Raw genomic sequence first — 26,764 nt, forward strand, 5'->3', positions numbered from 1 at the left:
CAGCGGACCTGGCTTTCCGCGGCGCGGACAGCGCGCGCGGCGCGGCGGAGGCGGCCTTGAAGCAAGCCGCTTCAGAGCTCCGCCTCCAGGGCGTCTCGCTGCGTTACCAGAGCGAGCTCGTGGATGGCGATCACCGCACCGTCCGCTTCACGCAGCTCCACGCCGGGCTGCCCGTGCTCGGCTCCGCGGTGGCGATGCACGTCACTCCGGCGAACCGCGTGGAGGTCGCCGTGCTCGACGTGGCGCGGGACCTCTCGGTCGCGACGTCGCCGACGTACGGAGAGGAGGCCGCGCGCCGCGTGGTCGAGGCGGCTTACGGGATGACGCTGGCGGAGCGGCCGAGCGCCGCGCTCGCCGTGTTCCCCGAAGCAGAGACGGGCGGCAGGCTCGTCTGGACCGTCGATGTCCGGTCGGATCGTGGAGGGGAGCGCTACCTCGTGGACGCGCACACCGGAAAGCTCGTCCACCGGCGCTCGCTGGCCGTCCACGCGCGAGGGCGCGTCTACCCCATCAGCTCGGCGGTGACGCCCGAGGTCCAGGATCTCGAGCTCAGCAGCCTCGACGCGGCGGATCCCCAGACCTTGAGCGGCTGGAACGGCAACTTCAAGGTGGTGAACTACGTGGATGGCGACCTCACCTCCAACGTCCCGCTCACCGTGGAGCAGAGCGTCGGGCCGAACGCGGGAGAGGACTTTCTCTACGATCCGCCCACGAGCGCGGACGACGCGCACGACCAGTTCGCGCAGGTCGGCATCTATTACCACCTCACCCGGATGCGCGATTACTTCACGAAGGCCCACGGGATCGACATGGCGGCGCCTGGGTGGAAGCTCGTCGCCGTCGCCAACATGCTGGAGGCGGGCCGGCCGATGGACAACGCGTTCTTCTCGGCAGAGGGCGTGGGCGAGCCCTTCCGCGCGCCGAACCTCATCGCGATCGGCCAGGGGTCGTTCTTCGACTTCTCGGACGACTCCGACGTGTTCCTCCACGAGTTCACCCATTACGTCTCGGCCAACGCGGTCGGCTACAATGGGGGCCAGTTCGCGATGAACGAGTACGGGCTCTCCCCCTGGGCCGGCAGCATCGATGAGGGCATCGCGGACTATTTCGCCTGCACCGTGAACGGCGACTCCACGCTGGGCGAGGCGACGCTCGCGCCCTTCGGCGCGGCGCGCGATCTCGCCAAACCCACGAAGACGTGCCCCGGTGATCTGGTGGGCGAGGTGCACGAGGACGGCGAGCTGATCGGCAGCATCGCGTGGTCCTTGCGCGAGAAATTCGGGCCCGAGGTGGGCGACAAGCTCGTCTGGGGTGCGGTGACGCTGCTGACCCCCAACGCCTCGTTCGGCGACTTCGCCAAGGCGCTGAAGAGGGCGACCGACAAGCGGGTGAGCGCCGGGGAGCTCACGGCCGCGGACGCCAGCGCCGTCGAGGCGCTGATCGAGAGCCGAGGCCTGAACGACTGCGAGGAGGTGCTCGATCTGAGCGGGGGCAAGTCGCGGACGACGAACATGCTCGGGATCGACTCGCTGGTCGTGGGCACCGCGGCGTCGTGCCAGGAGATCGGCAGGCAGATCAGCCTGCAGAGCCTCTTCCACTTCAAGAGCACGCCGGATCGGGCCGCCAAGGGCGTCCGCTTCACGGTGCAGCTCGATCCCGACCGCGGCGACGACGTGAAGTGGAGTATCTACGTGAGGGTCGGCCGGCACGTCGGCTTCACGATGGGCGATCTCCTGCCGGAGGCCACGAAATACGATTACAGCGTCGAGGCCATCACGGATACACGCGGTGAGATCGTCATCGACGAGACCTCCGATCCGCCGTTCGATCCCACGCAGACGTACTACCTGGTGATCGGTCACAAGAACTGCACGTCTTCCACCGTGACGGTGGAGAGCGCAGATCTCGGGGTGGAGCCGCCGCCGGTCGATCCGGCAGATCCCGTGGAGCCGGACCCCGCCGGCGGCGCCACGCCGGATCCGACAGATCCGAACGACGGGCCGGAGACGACGGTGGAGGGGTGCGCTTGCCGCGCCGCCGAGCCGAGCGCGCCCGCCGCACCGTGGGCGGCGCTCTCCGGGATCGCGCTCGCCGGTGCGGCCGTGCTCAGGCGGCGTGCGCGGGCGCGCCGCGCGCTGGGATGACGGCCTGAGGCCGACGGCATCACGCGGCGCGCGACGCACACTCGCCGTGTGCGCGTGCCCGCGTGACGCGGGGTCGCCTCCGCGGCGCTAGCGTCCGCCCGCGCCGCCGGAGCCGCCCGCGCCGCCGGAGCCGCCGGAGCCGCCCGCGCCGCCGGAGCCGCCGCCCGTGCCACCGGAGCCGCCGGTACCACCGTTGCCGCCCTCGCCGCTTCCTCCCTCGCCTGTACCGCCGCCCCCGGCCGTACCGTTGCCGCCCTCGCCGCCGGTGCCACCGCCGCTCGTGCTGCTCGTGCCGCCGGTCGTCGGATCCTGGTTGGGATCGCAGATCTGCGTGACCACATCAGGCCTGCAGCAACGATGTTGCTGCTGCTGCTGACCGATGCTCATGCACTCGAGGCCGTTGGCGCAGTCGTCGTTGCCGTTCGCGATTTCGCAGGGCTCGCCCTCTTGCTGCCGGCTGCAGCTCGCGGCGGAGGCGACGACCGCCGCGGCGAGCGCGGCCAGGAGGAGCGCGGGGCGCAAGGCGTTGCGCGACGTCTTCAGGGCTTTCACGCGCGCTGGTCTAGCAGAACCAGCCGGGCTTGCCTATTGCCCATCTACTGAGGAGGGGCCGACCGGTTCTTGGCGTCGATGGCGTCGATGAACAGGCCCATGTACTGCGCGGCGCTCGTGATCGAGAAGACGAGCGATAGATAGATGAGCAGCCGTCCGACGTGCACCACGTCGACCTCTCCGAAGTCGACGCCGAGGTGGATGCGGTACGGATAGCCGAGGATCAGGCAGACGATGCCGATCATCTGCAGCGCGGTCTTGATCTTCCCGCCGTCGCCTGCGGCGATGACGAGCCCCTCGGTCGAGGCGATCGAGCGGAGCGCCGTGATCGTGATCTCGCGCGAGATGAGCAGCACCACCGCCCAGGCCGGGATCCGGCCCATCGGCACGAGCCACACCAGCGTGGCGGCGACGATGAGCTTGTCGGCGAGCGGATCGAGGAACTTGCCGAGCACGCTCACGAGGCCCTGCCGCCGCGCCAGGTAGCCGTCGAGCATGTCGGTGATCGCCGCGAGCGAGTAGACGCCCGCGGCCCAGAAGCAGTCCCGCGGCGCGCCCCGCGACAGGAGCAAGAGGACGGCCGGGATCATCAGGATCCGGGCGAACGTGAGCAGGTTCGGGAGGTTGCGTGCGTCCTCCCAGAGCGTCCGCCGCCGCTGCGCCTTGATGCCCCGCAGAGACGTGCCCGCGCTAGCGGCCATCGACGAGAACCATCCCCTCTCCGCCGAACGTCACGAAGCCCTGCATCCCGCCAGGCGCCTCGGCGGCGGGCAGCGTGCGCGGCAGGAGGCGGCCCATCCACCCGAGCACCGCGGTCGCGCGCATCGACGTCGGCCTCGATGGGGTGATCTCCAGCGCCGCGGCGCGCTCGGGCGCCGACACGACGATGTGGCCGCGGCCGCGGAGCTGCACCATCGCGACCGCCTCGCCCTCGCCGGCCGGCAGGCGGCCGTTCTCGTAGCCGATCGGCAGATCGAACCCGACGAGGACGTCCTCGCGCAGGTAGATCGGCTCTTCCCCGAGCGTCACCGGGTGGAGCTTCCGCCCCTCCGGCGCGCCGAGCACGAGCTCGCAGCGACCGCCGATCTCGATGAAGGGTGTGCTCGGCCCGCCGAGCGGCTCGTCGAAGATGCGCCCGCGCGCTTGCCGCTTCAGCACGTGCGTGGCCGTCCCGGAGTGCACGCTCATCGTGCGCAGCGCGTCGAGCCGGGCCACGAAGCCCTTCGCTGCCTGCACGAGCACGACGCCGGTCGCGTGCCGCGTGACCGCGGCGTCGCGCGGGAAGACGAGCAGCCGCTCGCGCGCGAGCGCCGAGAGCGTCTCCGGCGGCTGCGCCGCGGCCGTCGATGGCGCGGCCGTCGGCGCCGCGGCGGGCGCCGCCGTGGCAGGCGGCAGCGACGACGATGACGCTCGCCCTGCCACCTTCCTGCTCGCCGCCGCCGCGTCCGCCGTCGCGGGGACGGCGATCGCGAAGCGGCCCGTCGCGGAGGGCTCCTCGGGCGCCACCGTGGTGCGGCGCACGGTCGGGGCAACGCTCCCTCCCGGCGGCGCCTGCACCGCCGGCATCGACGGGACCGTCGGGGCCGCGCCGACCCTCGGGCCGGGAGCCTTGCTCGCGCCGGGCGCGCGGCTGTCCGTGCCAGCCGCGCGGCCGTCCGCGCCGAGGCTCTTGAACGACGGGGGCGCCGGGATGGTCGGCATCATCTCGCGGCCAGGCTCGATGGCCGACCATGTCCCGGATGGGATGCGCGGCAGATCCGAGTCGTGCCGGAAGCCCGCGCCGGCGCGGTCGAGCGCCTGCACCGCCTCGCCCGCGGCGCGCTGCACCTCGACCTTCGCCTCGACCGGCGGCTGATCTTCGGTGTCGGGCGGCTCGATCGAGTACCTGCCCGTGGCTCCCGTCATGTCGAGCAGGCGGCGGGCCATCGCGTCGTGGCCGCCCGCCGCGAACGCGTGGCTCGCGCGCTCGTAGTCGCCCATGCGCTGGAACGCGAGCCCCAGGTAGCCCCAGGCGCGCTGGTGCTTCGGGTTCTGCTCGAGCGCCTTCTCGAGCTCGGCCCGCGCCTGCGCCGGCTGCCCGGTCTTGAGGTACGAGAGCGCGAGGTTGATGCGCGGCTCGACGGCCTCGGGGTGGGCCTGGATCAGCCGCTCATAGATCGCGATCGCCCGCGGGTAGAGCCCCAGCCGGAAGTAGACGATCCCGAGCAGATCCTGCCCCTTGGGATCGCTCGGCTGGAGCGACAGGGCGCGCTCGAGCTCCGCCTTCGCGGCGTGGACCCGGTTGTCCTGCAGGAGCTCGCTGCCCCGGTGCAGGTGGAACAGGAACTCCTCCGCCGCGACTTCGCGTGTGGAGGGCCGTGGGTCGTCGCGCTCGTGCATCGTCGGATGGATCGTACACGAAAACGCACACACGCCGTCAGGCGGTCGCCGCCTCGATCGCCTCGGCGAGCGTGAAGGCCCCCTCGTAGAGCGCTCGGCCCACGATGACGCCGCTGACGCCGGGGATCTGCGCCAGCGCGCGCAGGTGAGCGAGCGATCCGACTCCGCCGGAAGCGAGCACGGGGAAGCCGCACGCGCCGGCGAGCTCACGGGTGGCCTCCAGGTTGGGGCCGATCTGCGTCCCGTCGCGGGAGACGTCGGTGTAGAGGAGCGCCGCGATGGGGGCGCCTGCGAGCGCGCGGGCGACGTCGAGGGCGGTGACGGAGGAGACCTGCTCCCAGCCCTGCACGGCCACGCGCCCGTCCTTGGCGTCGACGGCGACCACGACGCGCCCCGGGAAGCGGCCGGCGAGGTCCCGTACGAGCGCGGGATCGTTCACCGCGGCGGTCCCGAGCACGATGCGATCGGCGCCGAGCGCGAGGTAGCTCTCGGCCGCGGCGGCGGAGCGGATGCCGCCGCCCACCTGCACGCTGCCCCCCTCCGCGCCGAACGCCGCGATGACGGCGCGGACGGCGTCGGCCTGCACGGGCAGTCCGGCGCGGGCCCCTTCGAGGTCGACCACGTGCAGCCGGGCGCAGGCGCGGCGGAGGCGGGCGGCGAGCGCCGCCGGGTCCTGGTCGTAGACGGTGACTTGATCGTAGCGCCCTTGATGGAGGCGCACGGCCTGGCCTCCGAGGAGATCGATGGCGGGGATGAGCTGCACGCGGCGGGTCTAGCGCGCCTCTGCGCCGGCGGGTAGAGGCGGCGAAGGCGGCGAAGGTCCGTGGCGACGCTGCGTCACCACGCCCCGCTCGCCCCGAGCACGACCCCGTCCGGCCCTGCCGCGAGCACCCCCGCGCGGATCCCCCTTGACGTCGCGTGGGCGGTCGTGTCGCTCTGCTTCGGCTCGGTCAGGTAGAGCACCGCCGCCGCCCCGAGCCCGGCCAGCCCGACGCCGAAGCCGATCGTGCTCACGAGCCCCGTCGTGCTCGCGCTGTCCGCGGCCTCCATGCCCGTCTTGTCGCAGGCCGTCTCGTCGCTCAGGCCGATCCGGCTGCCGCAGTGCTCGCGGACGACGCTCTTCTTGCCGAGCGTGAGCGCGCCCGTCACCCCGCCGAGCACGAGCCCCGCGACGCCGATGCCGCCGGCCGCGAACACGGCCGTCCGCCGGCTCGACGTGCCGTCGGCGGACGGCGCCGCGGCGCCGCTCACCTGCAGCTCCATCCGCTTCTTCTCGCCGTGGGCGAGCTGGATCCGCGCCTCCTGGACGGGCCCTCCCGGCGCCTGGGTCGACACGACGTGCTCACCCGGATCCACCGGCACGCTCACGCCCAGCGCCGCGCCGTCCACCACGCGACCGTCGCGCTTCACCACCGTCCCTGCGGGGGCCCCCGGCGGGAGGGAGAGCGCGAGCTCCGGCACGAGCGGGGCGAGCTTCTCGCGCTCCTGCTTGGCCACCTTGGGCCGCTCTCCCTGCCGGACTTTCTGCTCCGGCGTCAGCTGCTCGTGGAGCGCCAGGTAGTCCCCGAAGTGCGCGAAGGCGGTCGCGACGTGGCCCCACCTCGACTCGCAGATCGCCAGCGTGAAGAGCGCTCCCGGCTTGGGCTCGATCCGATGGCTCTCGGCGATCGCCTTGCAGCCGGTCTCGTACCGGCCAGCCTCCATGTCGGCGAGGCCTCGATCGAAGAGGGCCGTCGCCGTCGCGCTGTCCTGCGCCGCGGCGGGCGTCGCGGCGGCGAGCGGGCACAGGACGAAAGCGAGAGGAGCGATCCGGCGTAGGCGACGTGTCATGTTCTGGCGCATCCACAAGGGGAGGGGACAGCTGGCGTTGGCGTGGATCGGACCGGCATCGCGGCGGACATCGGCCTCAATCCCGCCCGAGCAAGGGGACTTTGGGGCGAGCGGAGGTGCCCCTTCGCTCGGTCGAAGCGGGCCTCGGCGTCGCCTTCGGGGGAGCGCGCACCGCCCCGCGCGCCGTCGGACCCGCGCTGGCGCTCGCGCTGGGCGCGGGCTGGGTGGGCTCCGCAGCGAGCGCTGACGCGGAGGCGCTGGGGGGCGGCGCCGGGGCCTCTGCCGACAGCGTCGCGCTCGGCGCCGCGGTGGCGGCGGAGCTCGTCGAGCTGGCGTCCCGCGGAGCCACCTCCGACGACGCGGCCGCCGCAGGCTCGGCCTCGGCACCGGTCCGGATCAGCAGCCAGCTCCCCAGGCCCAGCACCCCCAGCCCGAGGACGATCGCGGCGGCGACGATCGGCGCCCGGCTCGGCGCTGCCGGCGCGGTGATCCCTGCGGGCACGGACGTCACCGACGTCTCCATGGTCGCCGCGAGGGGCGCGACCGGGGAACGAGACGGGTGCTCCGGCCCCATGGGGCCGATGCTCGTCGCCACCGGCGGCATCATCGAGGGCGCGGTCATCGAGGGCGCCGTGATCGAAGGCGCGGTCGTCGCGTGCGCCGCGGGCGCGGTCGTCGCGTGCGCGGTGATCGAGGGCGTCGGCGTGGCGAGCGCGTGCGCCGCGGGGCTCGACACGGCCCACGGCGGCGTGTTCGGGCGGGCCACAGGTCCGCTGCTGGCCGCGGCGAGGCCGAGCACCTCGGAGAGCGCCTGCGCCGCCTCGCTCGCGACGCGGAACCGCGCCGCTGGATCGACGGCGGTGGCCCGAGCGAACCACGCATCGAAGCTCGCCGGCAGCACCACCCGTTGCGACATCGCGCGGTGGACCGGGGGCTCTTGCGGCCCGTGGACGACAACGAGCGCGAACGCGATCACGTCGCTCGCGCTGAGCGCCTCCGGGCTCCAGTACGGCGTCCCCACGAGCAGCGTGTACGCGATCATCCCGAGCGCGTAGATGTCCACGGCGCTGGTGAGCTTCGTGTCGACGCGGAACTGCTCGGGCGCCATGTAGATGGGCGTCCCGAGGCTCCGCGTGATGCCGGCCGCCGTCCCGCCCTCGGCGAGCAGCTTCGCCACGCCGAAGTCGAGGATCTTCATGCGGGGCGTCCCGTCGTCCCGCTGGGTGACGAACAGGTTCTCGGGCTTCAGATCCCGGTGGATGATGGATGCCGCGTGGGTCCTGTCGAGGGCCGACGCGGTCTGCTGGAGGTACGTCGCGACCTCGCCAGGCGGAAGCCTGCCGAGGCGCTTGAGGCGCTGGCCGAGCTCCTCGCCGCGGAGCAGATCCATCACGAGGAACGGCATCCCGGTCGCCTCGTCGATGCCCGCGTCGAAGACGTCGACGATGTACTCGCTCTCGATGTCCGCCGTGATCTGCGCTTCGCGCTTGAAGCGGCTGCGCATCTCCTCGCTCTGGAAGAGGTACGCGTGCATGACCTTCAGCGCCCGGCGGCGGTTGGTCTCGAGGTGCACAACCTCGTAGACGGACCCCATCGCGCCCACGGCGAGGGGGCGCACCACGCGATAGCGGTGCGCAAAGACCGTTCCGTCCGCGAGCGAGCCCGACACGGCGGGAGGGTCGCGCGCGGCGGCGGTCGCGTCAAGGATCCAGGGACCCGCGGAGGCGGCGCGCGCTGCGCTCACCGCGGCCGCGACGCCCGAACAGGCCGGTCACCGCGCTCGTGCGCACCGCACCCCTACGCCGGCGAAGTGGCCGTCCGGCGGGCGCTCCTGGTAGGCCGACGTGAGCAGTGTCGCCTCCTCGCTGCGCCAGCCGCCGCCCCAGATCATGTGGTTCGCATCGGGCGTGAGGACGGCGCAGTCCTCGCAATCGAGCGGGTAGTCCGCCGCGAACGAATCCAGCACCCACTCCCACACGTTTCCTCCCAGATCCGCCTGTCCCCACCGCCCGTCTCCCCGCGGCGACCTCGACCCTCCCGGCTGGAGATCCGCGATCTCGCACGACCCGTCGATGCCGCAGCCGTACACGGCGTAGCTCTCGTCGGGCTCCGGGGCGCTCTCCGTACCCGACCATGCGCCGTCCACATCCCCACCGCAGACCTGCTCTTCTTCATCTCTACCTCTACTCTCCCTACGGCAATCGTCCCGCCTGCTGTCTGGATCATCGCGGCCCGGGCGGCCTGCGGCAGCGGCCCCTGGCGCGCCTGACGCAGGGCTCGGGGCGCGACGCGAGCCGTCCAGCGGCTCCTCGTGCCCGCGCCGAGGCGCCGCGGCCGAGCGCCGCTCGGGACGAAGCGTTTCCGCCCGGCGAGCGCGGGTTGCACGAGGTCCGTGGGCGGATACCATCGCTCGCTGAAGATGGCCGTACTGACGCTCGAGCAAGCGGCGATCCCGCTCCGACAGGCGTACCGGGAAGGACGCCTCATCCCCTTTCTGGGCGCAGGCTTCTCCGCCCCGCTCCAGCTGCCGATGTGGCGGGAGCTGATGGGATGGATGGGCGCCGCGCTCGGCTTCGAGCCGGCGCTCTTCGAGCTGCACGGGCTCCCCCCGCAGCTCGCCGGCTTCTTCGCCCGGGAGTGCGCGGGCGGCCTCGACAGCTTCATCGCCGAGATGCGCGCGCGCTTCCACGCGCGGGAGGTCGACGAGCGGCGCAGGGGCTCGTGCCAGCACAAGGCCCTCGCGCGCCGCGACTTCTCGGCCATCTACACGACCAACTTCGAGCACCACATCGAGGAGGCGCTGCGGGACGCAGGCAAAGAGGCCGTGGCGCTCGCCAGGTTCGACGACTTCGCGCGGTGCCCGGCGCAGGGGGCGTGCCACGTCATCAAGTTCCACGGCGATCTCGACTGGCCCGAGACGGTGGTGCTGACCGAATCCCAGTACTTCAGCCGACTCCGGCTCGAGGCGGCGCCCGATCAGCGCCTGCGCGCCGATCTGCTCAGCAACAGCTTCCTCTTCCTCGGCTACAGCTTCGGCGACGTCGACATCCGGTACATCTGGTACCGCATGGAGCAGATGCGCATCGAGGGCGGCCCGCGGCTCGCGATGCGCGCGTCGAACCGCCGCGGCTACTGGGCCACCTTCGGCGCCGGCCTCGTCCAGCCGGCGCTGCTCGAGGACTGGCACATCGACGTGATCGAGCTCGACCCGAACGACAAGACGAGGAGCGTGGTGGACCTGCTCGACGCGCTCGACGGGTGAGGGGCGATGGTCATGGTCTATTTCGTCTCCTCGAACGAACGCAAGCTCGCGGACATGACGCATGTGTGGAGGGACGCCCCGACGCCCCTCCGCGTCCTCCGGCTCGACGTGCCGCAGGTCCTCTCGTCGGATCTCGACACCGTGGTACGGGAGAAGGCCCTCGCCGCCTACCGGCTCTCGCTCGTGCCGCTCTTCGTCGAGCACGGCGGGCTCTTCATCGAGCACCTGAACGGCTTCCCGGGCCCGCTCGTGCAGCCGTTCTGGGAGCGGCTGCAAGACCGGATTTGCGCCCTCATCCCTCCAGGGCAGTCCCGCGCCGCGCACGTCGTCCAGAAGGTGTGTTATTGCGACGGCCGGACGCTCCGCGTCTACACAGGCAGCCTCCTCGGCGAGATCGCCTGCGAGCGGCGCGGCGACGAGGGCATCCACTGGGAGCCGATGTTCATCCCGGCCGGGCACAGCCGGACGCTCGGGCAGATGCCTCGAGACGAGCGCCTCCGGTGCTCCGCGAGCGCGGAGGCGCTGCGGGCGTTCCGGCGCGATCTCGGGCTGTGATCGCCGACCGTGCGCGCTGGACGCGGCGGGGCTTGACTCCCGGATCGCTTTGGAGTTCCTAACCATCCACGACCGCGGCAAGGGGGCGAGGGCCTGACGTCCTGCGCTCATCTCCCCTGCGCTCAGAGGTTGTCCCCATTTGACGCGGAGGATGTTCATGGAGTTCAGGCAGCTCGGCGGGTCAGGGTTGAAGGTACCGGTGCTGAGCCTCGGGACGGGGACGTTCGGCGGTTCCAACGAGTTCTTCCGGGGGTGGGGCGCGAGCGGCGTGCCCGAGGCGACTCGGCTGGTCGACGTCTCGCTCGAGGCCGGGATGAACATGTTCGACTCGGCCGACATCTACTCTGACGGGCTCGCCGAGGAGATCCTCGGCCACGCGATCAAAGGCAGGCGCGACAAGGTCATCGTCTCCACCAAGGCGACCTTTCGGATGGGCTCGGGCCCGAACGACGTCGGGTCGTCGCGGCACCACCTGATCCGCTCGATCGAGGGGAGCCTGCGCCGGCTGCAGACGGATTACATCGATCTCTTTCAGCTCCACGGCTTCGACGCGCTCACGCCGATCGAGGAGACGCTCGGCGCGCTGGACGATCTCGTGCGAGCGGGGAAGATCCGCTACCTCGGCTGCTCGAATTTCTCCGGCTGGCACCTGATGAAGTCGCTCTCGGTGTCGGAGAAATACGGCCTCTCTCGCTACGTGGCGCACCAGGCGTACTACTCGCTGGTGGGGCGCGACTACGAGTGGGAGCTGATGCCGCTGGCGCTCGATCAGAAGGTCGGCGCGGTGGTCTGGAGCCCGCTGGGCTGGGGGCGGCTGACGGGGAAGATCCGGCGCGGCCAGCCGTTGCCGGAGGTCAGCCGGCTTCGGAACAAGCTGTCGGTCGACGGAGGGCCGCCGATCGACGACGAGTACCTCTATCGCGTGGTCGACGCGCTCGACGAGGTGGCGAAGGAGACAGGCAAGACCGTCCCGCAGATCGCGATCAACTGGCTGCTGCAGCGGCCGAGCGTCGCGAACGTGATCATCGGCGCTCGAAACGAGGAGCAGCTCCGGCAGAACCTCGGGGCCGTCGGCTGGGCGCTCACGCCGGGGCAGGTCGCGAAGCTGGATGCCGCGAGCAAGACGAAGCTCGCGTATCCCTACTTTCACCAGACGGGGTTCCACGAGCGCAATCCGTTCCCGGTCGCGCTCTGACAGCCGCGGCGTGGCGCCCGGCGATCGCGGGGCGAGGGCCGGCGAGGCAGCGCGGCGGTGGCGTCCGGCGCGGAGGCGTGCAAATCAGCGGTCGTGCTCATCCTCTGCGACTTCGACGGGACCATCACCTGCGCCGACCTGACGAACCTGATCTGGGACGCCCACCTCCGCTATGACTGGCGGCAGGCGCTGCTCACGCCCGCTGTCGGCGGCGAGATCACGCCGTTCGAGCTCCTCCGCCGCGGCTACGCCGATGTGGATCGCCCGGCCGACGAGCTCCTGGCCGAGCTGCGGCCGCACGCCGCGCTCCGGCCGGGCTTCGAGGATCTGCTGGCGCTATGCGCCGGCCGGGGGTGGGTGTTCCACGTGATCAGCCACGGCCTGCCGTTCTACATCCGCGAGTTCCTGCCGCCGGGCACCGCGTTCTCTTGCTTCGACGCGGACTTCGACGGGCGCTGGCGCGTGACCGTGCCGGAGGCGGTGCCGCTCGGTCCCGGCGATGACTTCAAGATCCGCGTGCTCGATCAGCTGAAGGCGGCCACCTGCGAGACCTCCACCGTCTACATCGGCGACGGCCGGCTGGACTACCCCGCGGCGCGACGCTGCGATCGTGTGTTCGCGGTGCGGGGCAGCGCCCTCGACGTGCTCTGCGCTCGCGACGGGATACCGTGCACGCCGTTCGACGGCTTCGCCGAGATCTGCGCGGCGCTCGAGAGCCGCGGGGAGCGCCCGCAGGGCGCGGCCGGCGCTGCGGAGCGATCTTCCGGGCGCGGGTGATGCGCGCCCGCCCTCGGTCTCCTGGCGACGGGAGGTCTTGAGAGGCGCTCTCGGCATCGTCCGCGGCGCAACCCCGCCTTGGAGCCGCTGCTGCCCTCCATCGAGCCCGATGGGATCACGGGAGAGTGGCACTCTCGTGAGCGCGTCGTGGCGCCGCGCCGGTCAGGCGTCCCCGAGGACGTTGCGGGCAAAGCGCTCTCTGCGGGACGACCTCTTGGACCGGCGACGTTTTCGTGCGTCGAGCGACGCTTTCGTGCGCCGGTCCACGCCGCGGACGATCCCTCGGCGGCGGCAGCCTTCTTGCTCCATACGTTGAAACGTACGCGTCGAACGCGCCGAGCGCGCCGAGCACCCAACATGGCGTGTGCCAGCGGCGTGAGCGGCCGTCGTACGATGTCAGACGACGAGCCGTTCGCGTCGCTAGCGCCTGACGACCCGACGGCCAAGCGTGCTCCGCACGGCGTGGCGCGCACGCCAGGCGAGTGCTAGGTTGCGGATTTTACGGGCAGTCCATTCTGAGGCTGGCCATCCCGCCACCCGGCGACCAGGCCACCCGGCGACCAGGCCACCTGGCGACCAGGCCACCTGGCGACCAGGCCACCTGGCGACCAGGCCACCAGGTCACCTGGCCACCCGGACTCCACTGAAAGACACCAACAGCGGTATACAGTTCCACTGTACCACTGGTGGAATTGACGAAGTGCTTGACTTTCGAATCACATTAGGACAGTTCCTGTACGCTTATCTCATCTACCTGAATGCAATCGAGGAGGCGCGCCCGTTCGTCTGGTCGTTGCTTGTCGGCGATCCCTCGCTTAGCCATCGTGTCTGTTTGGAGCGGCATTTTGAATAATCGATCGCTCACCCGCGCGCGTTGAAGGCGGCGCGCGGCGCTGGGTGAACGCGGCGCACGTGACCTGCAAATTGCGGCTCTCGTGAGAGGGCCAGCAGAAGGAGAACTGCAATGCTCAGGCGAATGACCGGCGTGGCATTCCTGCTGTCCGCTGCTGCGTGCAGCGTCGACCAGGACGATGTGGGGCTCGACGAGCGGATCGGGGAACAGGGGTCCGCACTCGAGATCAGCGGGGTCGGCGTATCCTATATCAGCGTGGATGATCAGGGGATGTCCCATGTCACCGCATGGGACGAGAAGGCCGGTTATGCCGGCCTTTGTTATGCGATGGCGCGGGACCGGCTCTTCCAGATGGACGCGGTGCGCCGGAGCGCGCAGGGGCGCCTCGCGGAGATCTACGGGCCCGGCGACGACGACAGCATCGTCGGCCAGGATCTCCTGGCCCGCGCGCAGGACCTGCCTGCCTTCGCGGCCGCCCGCTACGCGACGGCGGCCTCTCGGACGAAGCGCGCGCTGCAGGGCTGCGCCGCGGGCGTGAACCAGTACATCTCGGTGGCCAAGGCCTCGAGCGGCGGCCTCCCCCTCGAGTTCCAGGCCCTCGGGTACGAGCCGGAGCCTTGGACGCCCGAGGACAGCGTCCTCTCCTATATCTACGTGGGTGTCACCTTCGACACCCTGACGTGGTTCACCAAGCTCGAGCGCGCCGCGGTGGCGGCCATCGCGGGCACGGACGTCGCGACGACGCTCATCAAGGAGGCCCGGGACGACGTGTCGATGTTCGACGCGCAGGGCAACCTGAAACCCATCTCGCAGTTCCTCGTGCCGCCTGGCCCGAGCGCGCTGACCGCGACCATCGTCAACCCGCCGCCGCCGCCGTCGTGCCTTGAGGGGCCGCGCCAGCTCACGCAGCAGCTCCTTCGCATGGCGCCCGCGAGCGGGCGCGCGAGCAACGCCTGGGCGGTCGACGGTCGCCTCACCTCGACCGGCAAGCCGCTCCTGGCGACCGACCCGCACTTCCCCCATTCGACCCCGGCCGCCGTCTACCTCGCTCAGCTCAAGGTGACCGGCCAGTACAACGTGGCAGGCTGGATGGTGCCTGGCTTCCCCGGCTTCGTCAGCGGTCACACCGACAAGATCGCCTGGGTGCCGACCTTCTCGCTCTTCGACAGCGTCGATCTGTACAAGGAGACGCTCCGCACGGCGACCGGAGGAGGCGAGGAGGTGCTCATCAACGGCCAGTGGAAGCCGGTCACGCGGCGCGTGGAGACCATCCGCGTGAAGGGGGAGCCGAACGTGTATCGGACGTTCCGCACGACGCCCCACGGTCCTGTCATCAACGACGGCCTGGACGGGCTGGAGGCGTTTGGCACCCTCGCGCTCAAGTCGACCGCGGGTCAACCGGAGTGGAAGGTCGATGGCTATTTCGAGATGCCGGCGGCGACGACCTTTGGCCAGTTCAAGGCCGCGGCGCTGAAGCAGAGCATCGGCTGGAACTTCATCTTCGCGGATTACACGGGCCCCTACGGGCACATCGGCTACCAGAACTCGGGGCTCGCGCCGCAGCGCCAGAGCCCGCTGAACGCGCTCTATCCGGTGCCGGGCTCGGGCGGGTACGAGTGGACCGGGTACGCAACGAACGCCGAGCTGCCCTCTGTGTACGATCCGCCGTCGCACGTCCTGGTGACGGCGAACAACCGCATGGTCCCGCGCGACTACGCCCCGCAGGGGCGGCCGGTCCACCTCGCCAACTACTGGGACATGCCGTGGCGTGCGCAGCGGATCACGACCCGGCTGACCACGGCGACTCAGCCGCTCACGCCGCAGGACATGGCGTCGATCCAGCTCGACACCCAGACCACCATCGGGCTTCCGCTGCGGGACATCTACATAGGGGCGCTCGGGCGCGTCGGGCTGCCGGCGGGCGATCCGAGCGCCGCCGCCGCGGTGGCGGCCTTGCAGCAGTGGGACGGGAACACAGCGGCGAGCAGCCAGGGCGCGGCCGTCTACCAGATGCTCACCTTCATCCTGCTGCGCAACACGGTCACCGACGTGATCGGGCCCGACGAATACGCGGCGTTCGCGCCCAACGTGTTTCTCACGAACCAGCTCAACGGCCTGCTCGACGTGCTCGGGAACCCGCGCGCTCCCTATTTCGGCATCGCCGAAGGCGTGGACGCGGCGGCCGCGCGCGACGAGGCGGTGCGCGCGGCGCTCGGTCAGGCGGACGAGATGCTCCGCGGAGCGCTGGGCTCGGACGTGAGCGCCTGGACCTGGGGCGGGATCCACGAGCTGACGTACAACCACCCCCTCGCGAGCGAGGACGCGCGCTTCGATATCGGCACCTTCGCTGCCACCGGCGACGTGGAGACGGTGAACGTCGGCGGTTGGTTCGCGAAGATCGGGAACCTGGCGCTCCCTCCCGGCGACTTCGAGGACGCGGGCGGCTTGCGCGCCGCGCTCGCTCAGGATGCGCTCAGCGCGACGCGGCTCGTCTGGAACCTCGCGCCGCTCGACGGCTCGCTCGGCGTGATGAGCACCGGGATGAGCGGTGATCCGCGCACGTGCCACTACGCGGATCACGCCGAGGCGTGGAGGACGGGGCAGATCTTCCCGATACCGTTCACGTCCGCGGCCATCCCCTGAGCCGACCGCCGGGCGCGGCGCGGCTCAGATGTGCTTCGGCGGGTTCAGCTTGTCTTCCGCCGATCTGCGCTGGACGAGCGCCTTGGCCTTCTCATAGAGGATCCGCAGCCGGCCGCCCTCGGGCTCCCAGTACTCGGCGCGCTCGACGTTGAGCTTCAGGAGGGCGGCGTGCGGGTGGGCGGGGCCGTCCGGCAGCCACGCCCTCCAGGAGGGCTTCCAGAGGCTCCGGATCTTCTCCTCGTTCCTCTCGACCGTCGCGCGCGCCGAGATCGAGATGTACGCCCGGTCCCGCGGCCTGTAGCAGCAGACCGCCACCTGGTGCTCGCGGGTGATCTCGCCGGTCTTCGGCGCCTCATCCTGCGTCACGAACCAGAGATCGCAGTCCATCACCTCGGCCGGCTCCTGGATCTCCATCGGCCGCCCCCGCAGCATCCCCTCGGGGGTCATCGTGACGAGCATCGCGGTGTCGAACTCCCTGAGGAGCGCGTGCAGCTCGCTCATGGATCCGCGGACCTGAGCCCTGGCTCCAGGCTCTTCACTCCGGTGTTGCTCTCCACTCTGATGTTGCATGCGGACAAAGCTGCTCCGTGGCCCCTTGCCCGCAAGCAGGGGTATGCCCGTACCCGCGTACCGCCGCAGCCTGGCGGCGCTCCGGCGCGACCCGAGGCGCAGCCCGGCGGATAAGACGGCTCACCTCGCCGGGTTGTGCGCACTCGACGGCGCGATGCGACGCCTTGACGCGCGTCCGCTCGGCAGATGCGGCCCTCTCCTGCCGCCAGAAGTGCCAATCCGCGAGCCCTCATGGACGGCACACTCCGTGCTAGCGCGCTAACGCGAGGCGCGGGGGCACAAGACGACTCCGCCCATCAGGCTCTGCCATGACCGCGTTTTTGGACAACCTCGACCCTCGTATCCCCGCCGTCCCGATCCGGGACGACACCGCCCGGATCCGGGAGGACTTCCTCGTGCTCGCCGCGCACGAGATCAGGACGCCCGTTACCTCGCTCCTCCTGCAGCTCCAGCTGACGAAGCGGATGAGCGAGCAGGAACCCGAGAAGACCCCGGCGTGGGCGGCCGCGATGCTGACCGTCTTCGACCGTCAGCTCGGCCGGCTCGCGCGGCTGTGCGACGACATGTTCCAGGCGCGGCACGGAGGCCCGGATCACCGCTCCCCGGCCCGCGCGCCGGTCGAGCTCGTCGCGCTCGTCCGCGAGGTGGTCGCGACGGCGGTCGCGCATCGGCCCGCGTGCGGCGCCATCTCGGTCGCGGCCGAGGGCGCGGTGATCGGCCGGTGGGACCGGTCCCAGATCGAGCGCATGGCCTTCCACCTCATCAAGAACGCGATCACCTTCGGCGAGGGCAAGCCGATCTCGATCGAGGTGCGCGCGACGCGCGCGCGGGCGCGGCTCATCGTGCGCGACCACGGCATGGGGATCGCGCGGGAGGACCACGAGCGGATCTTCGCGCGCTTCGAGCGGGCGGTCCCCGTCGAGCGCTTCGGCGGCCTGGGGCTCGGGCTGTACATCGCTCACGTCGCGGCGCGCGCGCACGGCGGCGCGATCCGCGTCGAGAGCGAGCTCGGCTGCGGCGCGGCGTTCATCGTCGATCTCCCGCTCGCCGCGCGGTGGCCGCAGCGCGTGAGGGCGGCGCGGCGCTCCTCGTCGATCCCCCGCCCGCGCCCGGCGCGGGCGCAGCGCGGGTGCACCCGGCGCGCGCCCGAGCTCCCCCTGAGCGCGCACCTCAAGCTCGCGCAGGTCAAGCAGGTGCACCAGCGCCTGCTGCGCCCGTACTGACGCGCTCGCGCGCGAGGCCCGGCCGGGGAGCCGCGAGGTCAGCCGCTCAGGAAGCGGGCGAGCAGGCGCAGGCCGGTGGCCTGGCTCTTCTCGGGGTGGAACTGCGTCGCGGTCACGTTGTCCCGCTCGATCGCGGCGGTGATGCGGTGCGGGCCGTGCTCCGTCGTGGCCGCGACCAGCGCAGGGTCGAGCGGGACGGCGTGGTAGCTGTGAACGAAGTAAACGAAGGGGCGCTCGCCCGCGAACACGCCGAGCGGGCCCTCCACCTCGCGCGCGAACGCGATGCGGTTCCAGCCCATGTGGGGGATCTTGATCCCGACCCAGGGCTTTGCGCCGGCGGCCGCGTCCGGCTCGGCCGCGCTCGGCTGCGGGGTGAGGCGCTTGACGGTGCCGGGGAACACGCCGAGCCCGCGAGCGCCCTCCGCCTCCTCGCTCGCGTCGAAGAGCGCCTGCATGCCGAGGCAGATGCCGAGGTAGGGCGTCCCCTTCCGGATCTGGGCGCGCAGCGCCTCGCCGATGCCGTTCTGCAGCGCCGCGGCGCAGTCGCGGAACGCGCCCTGGCCCGGCACCACCACCTTGTCGGCCCGGCCGATGATCTCCGGATCGCCCGTGCGCGTCACCGCGCACGGCACGCCGCCGTCCTCCGCGGCCTTTTGGAGCGCCCGCTCCACGGAGCGCAGGTTGCCCATACCGAAATCGACGAGCGCGATGGCTTGCATGGCTCAGAGGCTCCCCTTTGTGGACGGGATGCCGGCGACGCGCGGCTCGATCCGGGTCGCCTTCATCAGCGCCTTGGCGAACGACTTGAAGCAGATCTCGACGATGTGGTGCAGGTTGTCCCCCTCGATGAGGCGGACGTGGAGGTTCGCGCCGACGCCGCGCGCGAAGCCCTCGAAGAACACCGGGGCGAGCTCGACGTCCCAGGTGCCGAGCTTCGCCTTGGGCAGCGGCACGCGCCAGACGAAGTACGGCCTCCCGGAGAGGTCGAGCGCGCACTGCGCGAGCGCCTCGTCCATGGGGAGCGTCGCCTCGCCGTAGCGCGCGATCCCCGCCTTGTCGCCGAGCGCCTTCTGCACGGCCGTGCCCAGGGTGATGCCGCAGTCCTCGGTCGTGTGGTGGCCGTCGATCTCGACGTCGCCCTCGGCGTGGATGGTGAGATCGAACAGGCCGTGGCGGGCGATCTGATCGAGCATGTGCGTGAGGAAGGGGAGCGGCGTCTTGATCGACGAGCGGCCTTGGCCGTCGAGATCGATCTCGATGCGGATGTCGGTCTCGCGCGTCTTGCGCTCGACGCTGGCGGTGCGGGGCATGGCGCATAGGGTAGTCGCGCTTGGTGGCGACGCGAGCGCGATCCAGGGGAGCAGAGCGATCCCCATGACAGACCCGATGCCCGACGCGCGATGCCCGACGAGACCCACGGGGTGACCCGGCAATGGCCTTGGATGCCAGCGTCGGATGGCATAAGGTGGCCCCCTGGATAACGTGGCGGTGGTGGCGCCCGCGAGGCAGCCCCAGCGCAGGAGCGTCCGTGAGCGCACCGGTTGCCGAAGGTCAAGTTCTATCGGGGAAATACCGGGTCGAGCGCATCCTCGGGCAAGGGGGCATGGGCGTCGTCGTCGCCGCGTTGCACGAGCAGCTCCACCAGCGGGTCGCCATCAAGCTGCTCCATCCCGGCGCCAACGACGAGATGGTCGAGCGCTTCGTGCGCGAGGCGCGCGCGGCGGTGCGCCTGAAGAGCGAGCACGTCGCGCGGGTGCTCGACGTCGGCACGCTCGAGACGGGCGCGCCGTTCATGGTGATGGAATACCTCGACGGGAGCGACCTCCTGGAGACGCTGCGGCGGCGCGGCCCGCTCGAGCTGGAGGAGGCCGTGGGCTACGTGCTCGAGGCCTGCGAGGCCATCGCCGAGGCGCACGCGGCCGGCATCATCCACCGCGATCTCAAGCCGGCGAACCTCTTCCTCACGCGCGCGGCGGACGGCAGCGGCATGGTGAAGGTGCTCGACTTCGGCATCTCGAAGGCGCTCGCGGACCCGTCGGCGGCCGGGGTCGAGCCGGAGCTCGGGCTGACGAAGACGGCGATGGTGCTCGGCTCGCCGCTCTACATGGCGCCCGAGCAGATGCGCTCCGCGCGCACGGTCGACGCGCGCGCGGACATCTGGTCGCTGGGCGCCATCCTCTACCAGCTGCTCACGGGGCGCGTCCCCTTCGACGCGAGCTCGCTGTCCGAGCTCATCCTGATGATCAACACCGAGCCGCCGCCGGCCCCGAGCACGTTCCGGCCCGACCTGCCGCCGGGCCTCGAGGCCGCGATCTTGCGCTGCCTCGAGAAGGACACGGCGAAGCGCTTCAAGTCCGTCGCCGAGCTCGCGGGCGCCATCGTCGATTTCGGCCCTCCGCTCGCGCTGGCCTCGCTGGAGCGGATCGAGCGGACGCTGGGGCTCGTCCCCGCGGTCTCCTTCCGTGACCGGGCGAGCTCCGTGCGCGAGCGCATGAGCACGCCCTCGTGGCAGACGGCGCAGGATCGCGCGAGCGCCGTCCCCGCGGCGACGGCGCGGCAGAGCGCCGCGCCGCCAGCCGGCGCGACGGCGGGCGCCGCGGCCTCCCACGCGGCCGGCCCGGCGGGCACCGCGGCTGGCTGGACGGCCGGAGGCGCCGCGACAGGGGGGCGCAGGCGGAGCGGCGTGGTGCTCGCGCTCGCCGTGGTGGGCGCCGCCGTGGTGGTGGGCGGGATCCTGCGCTTCGTCACGTTCCACGGCGGCGCGGAGGCCCCTGCTGCCGGCCCTTCGGCCGCAGCGGCCTCGGCCGAGCCCTCGCCGCCCGCGACGACGGCCCCGCCCCCGCAGGTCGCTCCTCCGGAAGTGACCGCGGAGCCGCCGCCGACCGCGGAGCCGTCCGCGACCGCGGAGCCGCGTTCGACGGTGGCGCCGGTGGTCACCGCGGCGCCGCTCCCGACCGCGAGGGCGAGCGCGGCGCCGGTCGCCACGGCGCCTCGGCCGAAGGCCACGGCGGCGCCCTCGGTCCCGACGGCGCCGGCGGCCGCGCCGCCCGCGACCGCCGCGCCGCAGGGGAACGGCAGCCCCAGCCCCTTCGATGTGCTGAACGACAAAGGTAAGCCCAGATGACAGGAAGCAAACGGCTCCCGCTGTGGAGCAGCAGGAGCCTGCGCATCGGCGCCGCGGTCGCGCTCGGCGGCGCCGCGCTGACGGCGCTCGCGCCCGCGGGCGCGCAGCCACCGCCAGCGCGGACGCAGCCCGCGGCGGGGACGCAGCCCGCGCCGGCGGGGGCGCAGGCCCCGGCCGCGGCGCAGCCCGCGCCGGCGGGGGCGCAGCCGGCGCCTGCCGCGGGGGCGCCTGCCGCGGGCGCTCCGGCTGTCCAGGGGCCGCTGTCCGCGACGCTCACCGGCGAGGCCAAGGCCGAGTACGAGGCCGCGCGGATCCTCTTCAACGACGGCGATCATCGCAACGCCATCATCAAGTTCGAGCGCGCCTTCGAGCTCTCGGGCGACCCGCGGCTGCTCTGGAACATCGCGCTCTGCCAGAAGAACCTGAAGCGCTACGCGCGCCTGCTCGGGACGGTCGAGAAGCTCCTCCGGGACGCCGGCCCCCAGCTCACGGAGCAGGATCGCAAGGACGCCGCGGCGCTCATCGAGGCGACGAAGGCCTACGTCAGCCAGCTCGATCTCCAGGCCAGCGAGGCGGGGGCCACGGTCTTCGTCGACGGCGAGGAGGTCGGCCAGACGCCGCTGCGCGAGCCCGTGCTGCTCGACGTCGGCACCCGGAAGATCCGGGTGACAAAGAAGGGCTTCAAGGACGTCGACGTCTCCCAGCAGGTGCCGGGCGGCGGCGCGGTCACGGTCAAGGCCACGCTGGAGAGAGAGGTCCACCAGGGGCGCCTCATCGTCGCGGCGCCGCCGGACGCCGTCGTCTCCATCGATGGTCGCGTGGTCGGCCGAGGCGGCTACGACGGCCCTGTACCGAGCGGCGGTCACGCGCTCCGCGTCACGGCGTCCGGCATGGTGACGCACCAGTCCGAGGTGATGATCGAGGACAACCAGACGCGCCGCGTGCAGGTCACCCTGGTGGCGCAGCCCAAGCGAGGGAACGTCGAGACCTGGCTCTGGATCGGCGGCGGTGCGCTGGTGCTCGCGGGCGCGGTCCTTGTCGCCACGGGGGTCTTCGGGCCGGAGCCGCCGGTCGAAGGCCGCACGTCGCCCGGCTCGGTCGCCCTGTCCCGGCGGGGCGGCGCCACCTTCACGATCCCGTTCGGGGGTGGCCGATGAGCGCCGTCGCTCGATCAGCGCTCGCCGCGCTCGTCGCGGCCGCGTGCGGAGGGTGCTCTCCGCCGGACGAGATCGTCCTCGCCGTCCCGACGGATCTCGCCGTGCCCAAGGACTTCAGCGCCCTCCAGGTGCAGGTGTTCGAGGGCGGCACGCCCAAGTTCTCGGCGTCCTACGAGCGGCTTGGCGAGCCCGACGCCGCCGCGCTCCTGCCGGCGACGATCGGCTTCTACTCCTCGAACGGCGGGGGCGACGCCATCCACGTCAAGGTGAGCGCCCGCATCGAGGGCGAGCTCGGCGCGGTGCGCATCCTGCGCGAGGCGAACACGAGGATCCCGAAGAACCGCGTCGCGCTGCTGACGCTGCCGCTCAACTTCCTCTGCGACGGATCGGGCCACGATGACGGGAGCGGCGATGTGGTGAACACGGTCTGCTCGGAAGGGCACACCTGCGTCGCCGGGGCGTGTGTGCCGAGCGCGATCGACGCGAGCGCGCTGCCCGACTACTCGCCCGGGAGCGTCTACGGTGGCGGCGACGGCGACGGCGACGGCGATTGCTTCGACGTGACGGCCTGCCTCCAGGGCGCGGCGCCTGCGGAGCTCGACGCGGCGTGCTCCATCGCGGGCGAGGTCGGGGTCCCGCTGAACGTGGCGCTGGAGACCCCCGCGCCGGAGAACGGCGTGGGCGACGGGATCTGCGACGACGGCGATCGTTGCCTGGTGGCGCTCGACGCCGGCGGCGCCGACGGCTTCCGCGTGGAGGACGACGGGCGGATCCAGCTGCCGCCTGCCGTGTGCGACCAGGTGGCGGCCGGCAAGATCGCGGCCGTCGTGACGTCCCCGGTGACGGCCGCGTGCGCCCAGAAGACCGCGGGCCTGCCGACGTGCGGGCCGTGGTCGGCGTCGGGATCCGAGAAACCCTGAGACGCCCGTCGTCCGGCGTTCCGGCAGGTCGCGATCTGGGAAAGCGGTCGAGCTCCATGTGCCGCCAAGGACGTGACCTGGCTCGACGGTCGTCGTTCGGTGGTGCCCTAATTAGGGCAGACGGCCCGCTGACCGCTTGACGGCGTGACCCCTCAGTTCAACTCGATCGGCTCGTCCTCGTCCTGTTGGTCGACCTGATGCCGCAGCAAGGTCGTCAGCGCGACATCGTCCTCCACCTCCCACCCGCCCCCCTTCATCAGGTCGATGTAGGCGAGGTGCGCCTCCGGGATCGTCTGCGCCTTCAGATCAAGCGCGTCCTCGCGGAGATAGAGGTCCGTCTCCACGCGCGCCGCGTCGTGCTCGACGCTGACCACGCTGCGTTCGCGCTCCGCAAGCACGACCGCACCGACAGCGGGCACCTCCGGGAGTTCGACGCGCTTCGTGATGGCGTGCCCGCCGTGTTCGAGGATGAGCCGTGCTCGCATGCGGCGACCCTACCACGGGCTTCGCGCTCCCCGACGACGCCTGCGCGCCATCACGCGAAAGACCCTTCAAACAGGCTGCAAACGCGCACACGGGCTAGGACATGCGTTGTCCCATCGTAGCGGGAAGGCCGGGAAACATAGGCTTTCGGTGCTACCTTGGTGGGACAGGCAAAGCGCCTCGCCTCGGCTGGTACCCGAGGCGAGGCTGCGAAACGCCGGATGGCAGCCCACCCGTCGCACGTCGCGCTGCGATCATGGGCACGCGTCCGGAGAGGTGCAAGCCCATGGCGAACGTCCTCCCACTGGAGCGGCGGCTAGAGGTGTTGGCCGCGCTCGTGAACGGCACCAGCATCCGCGCCGCGTCGCGCATGACCGGCGTCCATCAGGACACGATCGGCCGCTTCGGGCAGGCGATCGGCGAGGGTTGCGCGCGTCTCCATGACCGGCTGGTGCGCGATCTGACGTGCGCGCTCGTAGACCTAGACGAGCAGCATTCGTGGTGTCGCAAGCGCCAGAACAAGGTCGACGCGACGAAGGACGACGCGGCGAGTGTGGGCGAGCAATGGACGTGGGCGGCCATCTGCCGCACCAGCAAACTCATCATCGCATGGCACGTCGGGAAGCGCGACCAGGAGAGCGCCGATGCTCTCGTCGAGGATGTGCGCGCGCGGCTCACGGTCATGCCGCAGATCACCACCGATGGGCTCGGCCTCTACGCGCAGCCGATCGCGGCGAACTTCGGGCGCGCCGTGCCGTACATGCAGACGGTCAAGAACTTCACCGCGCGCCCGGGCAAGCCGGGGACGTCGGAGAAGTTCGCCGTCGAACGCGGCGTCGACTTCATCCAGAAGCGTGTCGTCTTCGGGACGCCGGATCCAGCGAAGGCGACGACCTACGCGATAGAGAGGTCGAACCTCACCGCGCGGCAGTGGAACGCGCGACTTCGGCGCCGCACGCTCGCCTTCAGCAAGAAGCTCACGCGGCACCGGGCCGCGACCAGCCTGCACTACTTCTACACGAACTTCTGCCACATCTCGCGGAACATGCGGGTCACCCCGGCGATGGCGGCGGGCATCTCGGACACCGTGTGGACGCTGGAGCAACTCATGGTCGCCGCGCTGGAGGAGCCCGCAGGCGAGAGGCCGGAGCCGCAGCCGCTCGCCATCCCGAAGCCGGATGGCACCGCCAGGGCGCTCCCCGGCGGGCGTGGATGGCTGCGGGTTCTCCCGGGCGGCTCCGCTCCGTCGGCACCCTCTGCTCCGCAGCCGCCTCCCGTGGCACCGACCGCGCTCGCAGGCGCTTCACCAGAGCCGGAGCCCGCGCCACCGTCAGATCCGCCGCCCGCACTGCGCAGGATGGTGCAGCTGTCGCTCTTCGGCGAACCGCCCGACGGCGCCAAGTAGCGGCGGACAATCATACATCAGCAAATATGTCAATGTAAAAATTGTGAGTTTGTGCTTTTCTGTGCGTTAGTGCGATTGCCCCCGTGCGAAGCGGCCAAGATCCGTTGTTGCTGGATCTATTCGCGTATACAGCGCGCACCGGCGCGTAAGTCGGGCGCATGTTCTGGCACGTGCCTTGACCTGAGATTTGTGAGTGCTAGACACCTCTCGCGCAGAGGTCGCTCGCATGTCTTTCCGAGTTCTTCCCAATGGCTCTATCGAGGTTGGTACCCTAGAGGACGCGATCCGCCTTTCGCAGATGCTCGCAGGCAACCAGCCTGCGACAACCCCCGCGAGTGGTCCGCGTGCGCCGGAGCCGCCCGCGGCTCCATCTGCGCCCGTCAGAGGTGGACGCGGACGGGTCGTGCCTCCCGCGACTCAGGTGGACGCCGAAACGGCGTGGGCGACCTTCGTCTCGCTGGTGATCCAGAAGCCGCTCCAGGTGAAGGCGCTGCGCAGGATCAGGGAGCACGGCGTCATCACGATCAGTGAACTGCGCGATCTCCTGAACCTGGAGAACAACTACGGGATGAGTGGCGTGATGGCCGGCGTCACGAAGAACGTGAACAAGTCGGGCATCGACGGCAACCTGCTCCTGACCTCGGAGAGGGATCACGCTGGCGTCATGACGTACACAGCCGGCCCTCTTCTTTTGGAGAAGGGGGACATGCTGTAGAAAAATTTCGAGCCGTCCAGATGGTGGAACATCTGGACGGCTCTGGGCCGGATTCATTGAATCAGGCTTCTTGCGCACACCCGCCGGCCCTGGGATGGGACCGATCGGAACGCTCACGTGCTTCGAGAAGTAGCATCTCGAACGGGTGCGCGCAAGGCGCCATCACTCGCGAACAGGCTTCGCGAGAAGGGTCGGCGCACGCATGCGCAGACGCACCGTTTCGGCATTGTTAGGCGCGACCGAGGAGCAGCAGGCTCCCGAGTCGCAGAACCACAACCCCGTGGCACCGGCGCCGTTCACGCGCCGGAGCCCGTCTGAGGGACGCTTCCGTCCGCATCCTGCGCCGTGCCCGCGGCGGATCCGGAGGAGCGACCTCTAGCAACAACACGGCTCGCTAGTTCGGGCCGGCAGCGGCGGCGCCATGGTTTCGGCCAGCGGCGCCGCTTCTGTTTTGTTGGGTCGACGTTGCTCAGCGCCGCCACCTCTTCAGCTTCAGCGCCAGAGCCTCGCGCGCGATGCGGAGCCTGGACGCCGCCGTGCTCGGGTTCATGCGGCGGGCCCTCGCCCACGCGGTGAGCGCCTCGGGTGCATCGACGATGAGCAGCGCCTCGCGCTGCCAGTCCGGCAGGCTGGCCATGGCGTCGAGCACCTCACGGGCCTCGATCTGTGCGTGCATGTCGATGCCGACGGGCTCGCGCAGCAACCCGAGCGGCGACGGATGAAGCACGGCGCGGCGCGCCCACGCGCTGTGGATGTAGTGCGAGGCGAGGCGCCAGGCGATGCCGTGAAGCCACTTGCGGAGCGCGTCCCTGGGCTTGTCCCGAGGGTCTGGTCTGTAGAGCCCCCGACGGACGGCGTTCCAGGCGTTGAGCAACACCTCGGCTTCCACGTCGCGGCGGTCGCGCTTCGGGATGCCGGCGAGCGTCGCCAGGACGATGCCGCGCTCCGCGAGGATCGCCTCCATGCTCGGCTTCTTC

General features: G+C 71.2%; 24 protein-coding genes. 12 read left to right on the forward strand and 12 right to left on the reverse strand.

The genetic code is table 11. The features are described from left to right. Window positions 1–56 precede the first annotated feature (56 nt). On the forward strand, window positions 57–2,144 hold the full coding sequence (locus tag WME90_RS14580) for an MYXO-CTERM sorting domain-containing protein (protein WP_437281715.1): 2,088 nt from the start codon (window positions 57–59) through the stop codon (window positions 2,142–2,144). An 87-nt stretch (window positions 2,145–2,231) separates the two neighbouring features. Here the strand turns inward: WME90_RS14580 and WME90_RS14585 are convergent, their stop codons facing one another. The 7 genes from WME90_RS14585 to WME90_RS14615 form a co-directional block, all read right to left on the reverse strand. Continuing rightward, window positions 2,232–2,696 carry a hypothetical protein gene (locus WME90_RS14585; protein ID WP_437281716.1) on the reverse strand — a complete coding sequence of 155 codons (465 nt, stop codon included), beginning with the start codon at window positions 2,694–2,696 and terminating at the stop codon, window positions 2,232–2,234. Between the two features lie 44 nt (window positions 2,697–2,740). Further along, on the reverse strand, window positions 2,741–3,397 hold the full coding sequence (gene pgsA / locus WME90_RS14590; RefSeq protein WP_437281717.1) for a CDP-diacylglycerol--glycerol-3-phosphate 3-phosphatidyltransferase: 657 nt from the start codon (window positions 3,395–3,397) through the stop codon (window positions 2,741–2,743). Further along, window positions 3,387–5,075 (reverse strand): tetratricopeptide repeat protein, encoded by a 1,689-nt coding sequence (locus WME90_RS14595; protein WP_437281718.1) that lies wholly within the window; start codon window positions 5,073–5,075, stop codon window positions 3,387–3,389. Before WME90_RS14595 ends, pgsA begins: the two co-directional genes overlap by 11 nt. Before the next feature lie 37 nt (window positions 5,076–5,112). Continuing rightward, window positions 5,113–5,838, reverse strand: a complete 726-nt coding sequence (gene hisA, locus WME90_RS14600; protein ID WP_437281719.1) for a 1-(5-phosphoribosyl)-5-[(5-phosphoribosylamino)methylideneamino]imidazole-4-carboxamide isomerase — start codon at window positions 5,836–5,838, stop codon at window positions 5,113–5,115. 74 nt (window positions 5,839–5,912) lie between these two features. Then, on the reverse strand, window positions 5,913–6,905 hold the full coding sequence (locus WME90_RS14605) for a hypothetical protein (protein WP_437281720.1): 993 nt from the start codon (window positions 6,903–6,905) through the stop codon (window positions 5,913–5,915). A 76-nt stretch (window positions 6,906–6,981) separates the two neighbouring features. After that, window positions 6,982–8,574, reverse strand: coding sequence for a protein kinase domain-containing protein (locus WME90_RS14610; protein WP_437281721.1), 1,593 nt, complete (start codon window positions 8,572–8,574; stop codon window positions 6,982–6,984). A 102-nt stretch (window positions 8,575–8,676) separates the two neighbouring features. Then, the gene (locus WME90_RS14615; protein ID WP_437281722.1) at window positions 8,677–9,051 is read right to left on the reverse strand and encodes a formylglycine-generating enzyme family protein; all 375 of its coding nucleotides are present in this window, start codon (window positions 9,049–9,051) and stop codon (window positions 8,677–8,679) included. 273 nt (window positions 9,052–9,324) lie between these two features. Between WME90_RS14615 and WME90_RS14620 the strand changes: the two genes are divergently transcribed. From WME90_RS14620 to WME90_RS14640, 5 genes are all read left to right on the forward strand, one after another. Beyond that, window positions 9,325–10,167, forward strand: a complete 843-nt coding sequence (locus WME90_RS14620) for an SIR2 family NAD-dependent protein deacylase (RefSeq protein ID WP_437281723.1) — start codon at window positions 9,325–9,327, stop codon at window positions 10,165–10,167. 12 nt (window positions 10,168–10,179) lie between these two features. After that, on the forward strand, window positions 10,180–10,722 hold the full coding sequence (locus WME90_RS14625; protein WP_437281724.1) for a non-canonical purine NTP pyrophosphatase: 543 nt from the start codon (window positions 10,180–10,182) through the stop codon (window positions 10,720–10,722). A gap of 157 nt (window positions 10,723–10,879) precedes the next feature. Next, window positions 10,880–11,917, forward strand: a complete 1,038-nt coding sequence (locus tag WME90_RS14630) for an aldo/keto reductase (protein WP_437281725.1) — start codon at window positions 10,880–10,882, stop codon at window positions 11,915–11,917. Window positions 11,918–11,974: 57 nt separating this feature from the next. Continuing rightward, a complete protein-coding gene (locus WME90_RS14635) occupies window positions 11,975–12,694 on the forward strand; it encodes an HAD-IB family phosphatase (protein ID WP_437281726.1) in 720 nt (239 codons plus the stop codon). Between the two features lie 976 nt (window positions 12,695–13,670). Continuing rightward, on the forward strand, window positions 13,671–16,190 hold the full coding sequence (locus WME90_RS14640) for a penicillin acylase family protein (RefSeq protein ID WP_437281727.1): 2,520 nt from the start codon (window positions 13,671–13,673) through the stop codon (window positions 16,188–16,190). 24 nt (window positions 16,191–16,214) lie between these two features. Here WME90_RS14640 and WME90_RS14645 read toward each other — a convergent pair whose 3' ends face one another. Further along, window positions 16,215–16,691, reverse strand: coding sequence for a pyridoxamine 5'-phosphate oxidase family protein (locus tag WME90_RS14645; protein ID WP_437281728.1), 477 nt, complete (start codon window positions 16,689–16,691; stop codon window positions 16,215–16,217). A 377-nt stretch (window positions 16,692–17,068) separates the two neighbouring features. On the opposite strand from WME90_RS14645, the gene WME90_RS14650 reads away from it, so the two are divergent. After that, the gene (locus WME90_RS14650; protein ID WP_437281729.1) at window positions 17,069–17,983 is read left to right on the forward strand and encodes a sensor histidine kinase; all 915 of its coding nucleotides are present in this window, start codon (window positions 17,069–17,071) and stop codon (window positions 17,981–17,983) included. 38 nt (window positions 17,984–18,021) lie between these two features. Here WME90_RS14650 and hisH read toward each other — a convergent pair whose 3' ends face one another. Continuing rightward, window positions 18,022–18,702 carry an imidazole glycerol phosphate synthase subunit HisH gene (gene hisH / locus WME90_RS14655; protein ID WP_437281730.1) on the reverse strand — a complete coding sequence of 227 codons (681 nt, stop codon included), beginning with the start codon at window positions 18,700–18,702 and terminating at the stop codon, window positions 18,022–18,024. Between the two features lie 3 nt (window positions 18,703–18,705). Further along, entirely contained in the window at window positions 18,706–19,293 is a 588-nt protein-coding gene (hisB, locus tag WME90_RS14660; RefSeq protein WP_437281731.1) for an imidazoleglycerol-phosphate dehydratase HisB, read from the reverse strand. A gap of 218 nt (window positions 19,294–19,511) precedes the next feature. Here hisB and WME90_RS14665 point away from each other — a divergent pair, with 218 nt between their 5' ends. From WME90_RS14665 to WME90_RS14675, 3 genes are read left to right on the forward strand one after another with little or no spacing between them, the layout of a single operon-like run. Beyond that, window positions 19,512–21,107 carry a protein kinase domain-containing protein gene (locus tag WME90_RS14665; RefSeq protein ID WP_437281732.1) on the forward strand — a complete coding sequence of 532 codons (1,596 nt, stop codon included), beginning with the start codon at window positions 19,512–19,514 and terminating at the stop codon, window positions 21,105–21,107. After that, window positions 21,104–22,264, forward strand: coding sequence for a PEGA domain-containing protein (locus WME90_RS14670; RefSeq protein ID WP_437281733.1), 1,161 nt, complete (start codon window positions 21,104–21,106; stop codon window positions 22,262–22,264). Before WME90_RS14665 ends, WME90_RS14670 begins: the two co-directional genes overlap by 4 nt. Continuing rightward, a complete protein-coding gene (locus WME90_RS14675) occupies window positions 22,261–23,184 on the forward strand; it encodes a hypothetical protein (RefSeq protein WP_437281734.1) in 924 nt (307 codons plus the stop codon). The genes WME90_RS14670 and WME90_RS14675 overlap by 4 nt, the downstream gene beginning before the upstream one ends. 152 nt (window positions 23,185–23,336) lie before the next feature. On the opposite strand, the gene WME90_RS14680 is transcribed toward WME90_RS14675, so the two are convergent. After that, the gene (locus tag WME90_RS14680; RefSeq protein WP_437281735.1) at window positions 23,337–23,669 is read right to left on the reverse strand and encodes a hypothetical protein; all 333 of its coding nucleotides are present in this window, start codon (window positions 23,667–23,669) and stop codon (window positions 23,337–23,339) included. A 284-nt stretch (window positions 23,670–23,953) separates the two neighbouring features. Between WME90_RS14680 and WME90_RS14685 the strand changes: the two genes are divergently transcribed. Both WME90_RS14685 and WME90_RS14690 read left to right on the forward strand, forming a co-directional pair. Then, entirely contained in the window at window positions 23,954–25,072 is a 1,119-nt protein-coding gene (locus WME90_RS14685) for an IS1 family transposase (protein WP_437281736.1), read from the forward strand. A gap of 403 nt (window positions 25,073–25,475) precedes the next feature. Beyond that, complete coding sequence (locus WME90_RS14690; protein ID WP_437281737.1) at window positions 25,476–25,787, forward strand: hypothetical protein; 312 nt, start codon at window positions 25,476–25,478, stop codon at window positions 25,785–25,787. Window positions 25,788–26,256: 469 nt separating this feature from the next. Here the strand turns inward: WME90_RS14690 and WME90_RS14695 are convergent, their stop codons facing one another. Continuing rightward, window positions 26,257–26,751 carry an RNA polymerase sigma factor gene (locus tag WME90_RS14695; protein WP_437281738.1) on the reverse strand — a complete coding sequence of 165 codons (495 nt, stop codon included), beginning with the start codon at window positions 26,749–26,751 and terminating at the stop codon, window positions 26,257–26,259. Between the last annotated feature and the right edge of the window lie 13 nt (window positions 26,752–26,764).

It is taken from the genome of Sorangium sp. So ce375, assembly GCF_051473855.1.
Taxonomy (GTDB): domain Bacteria; phylum Myxococcota_A; class Polyangia; order Polyangiales; family Polyangiaceae; genus Sorangium.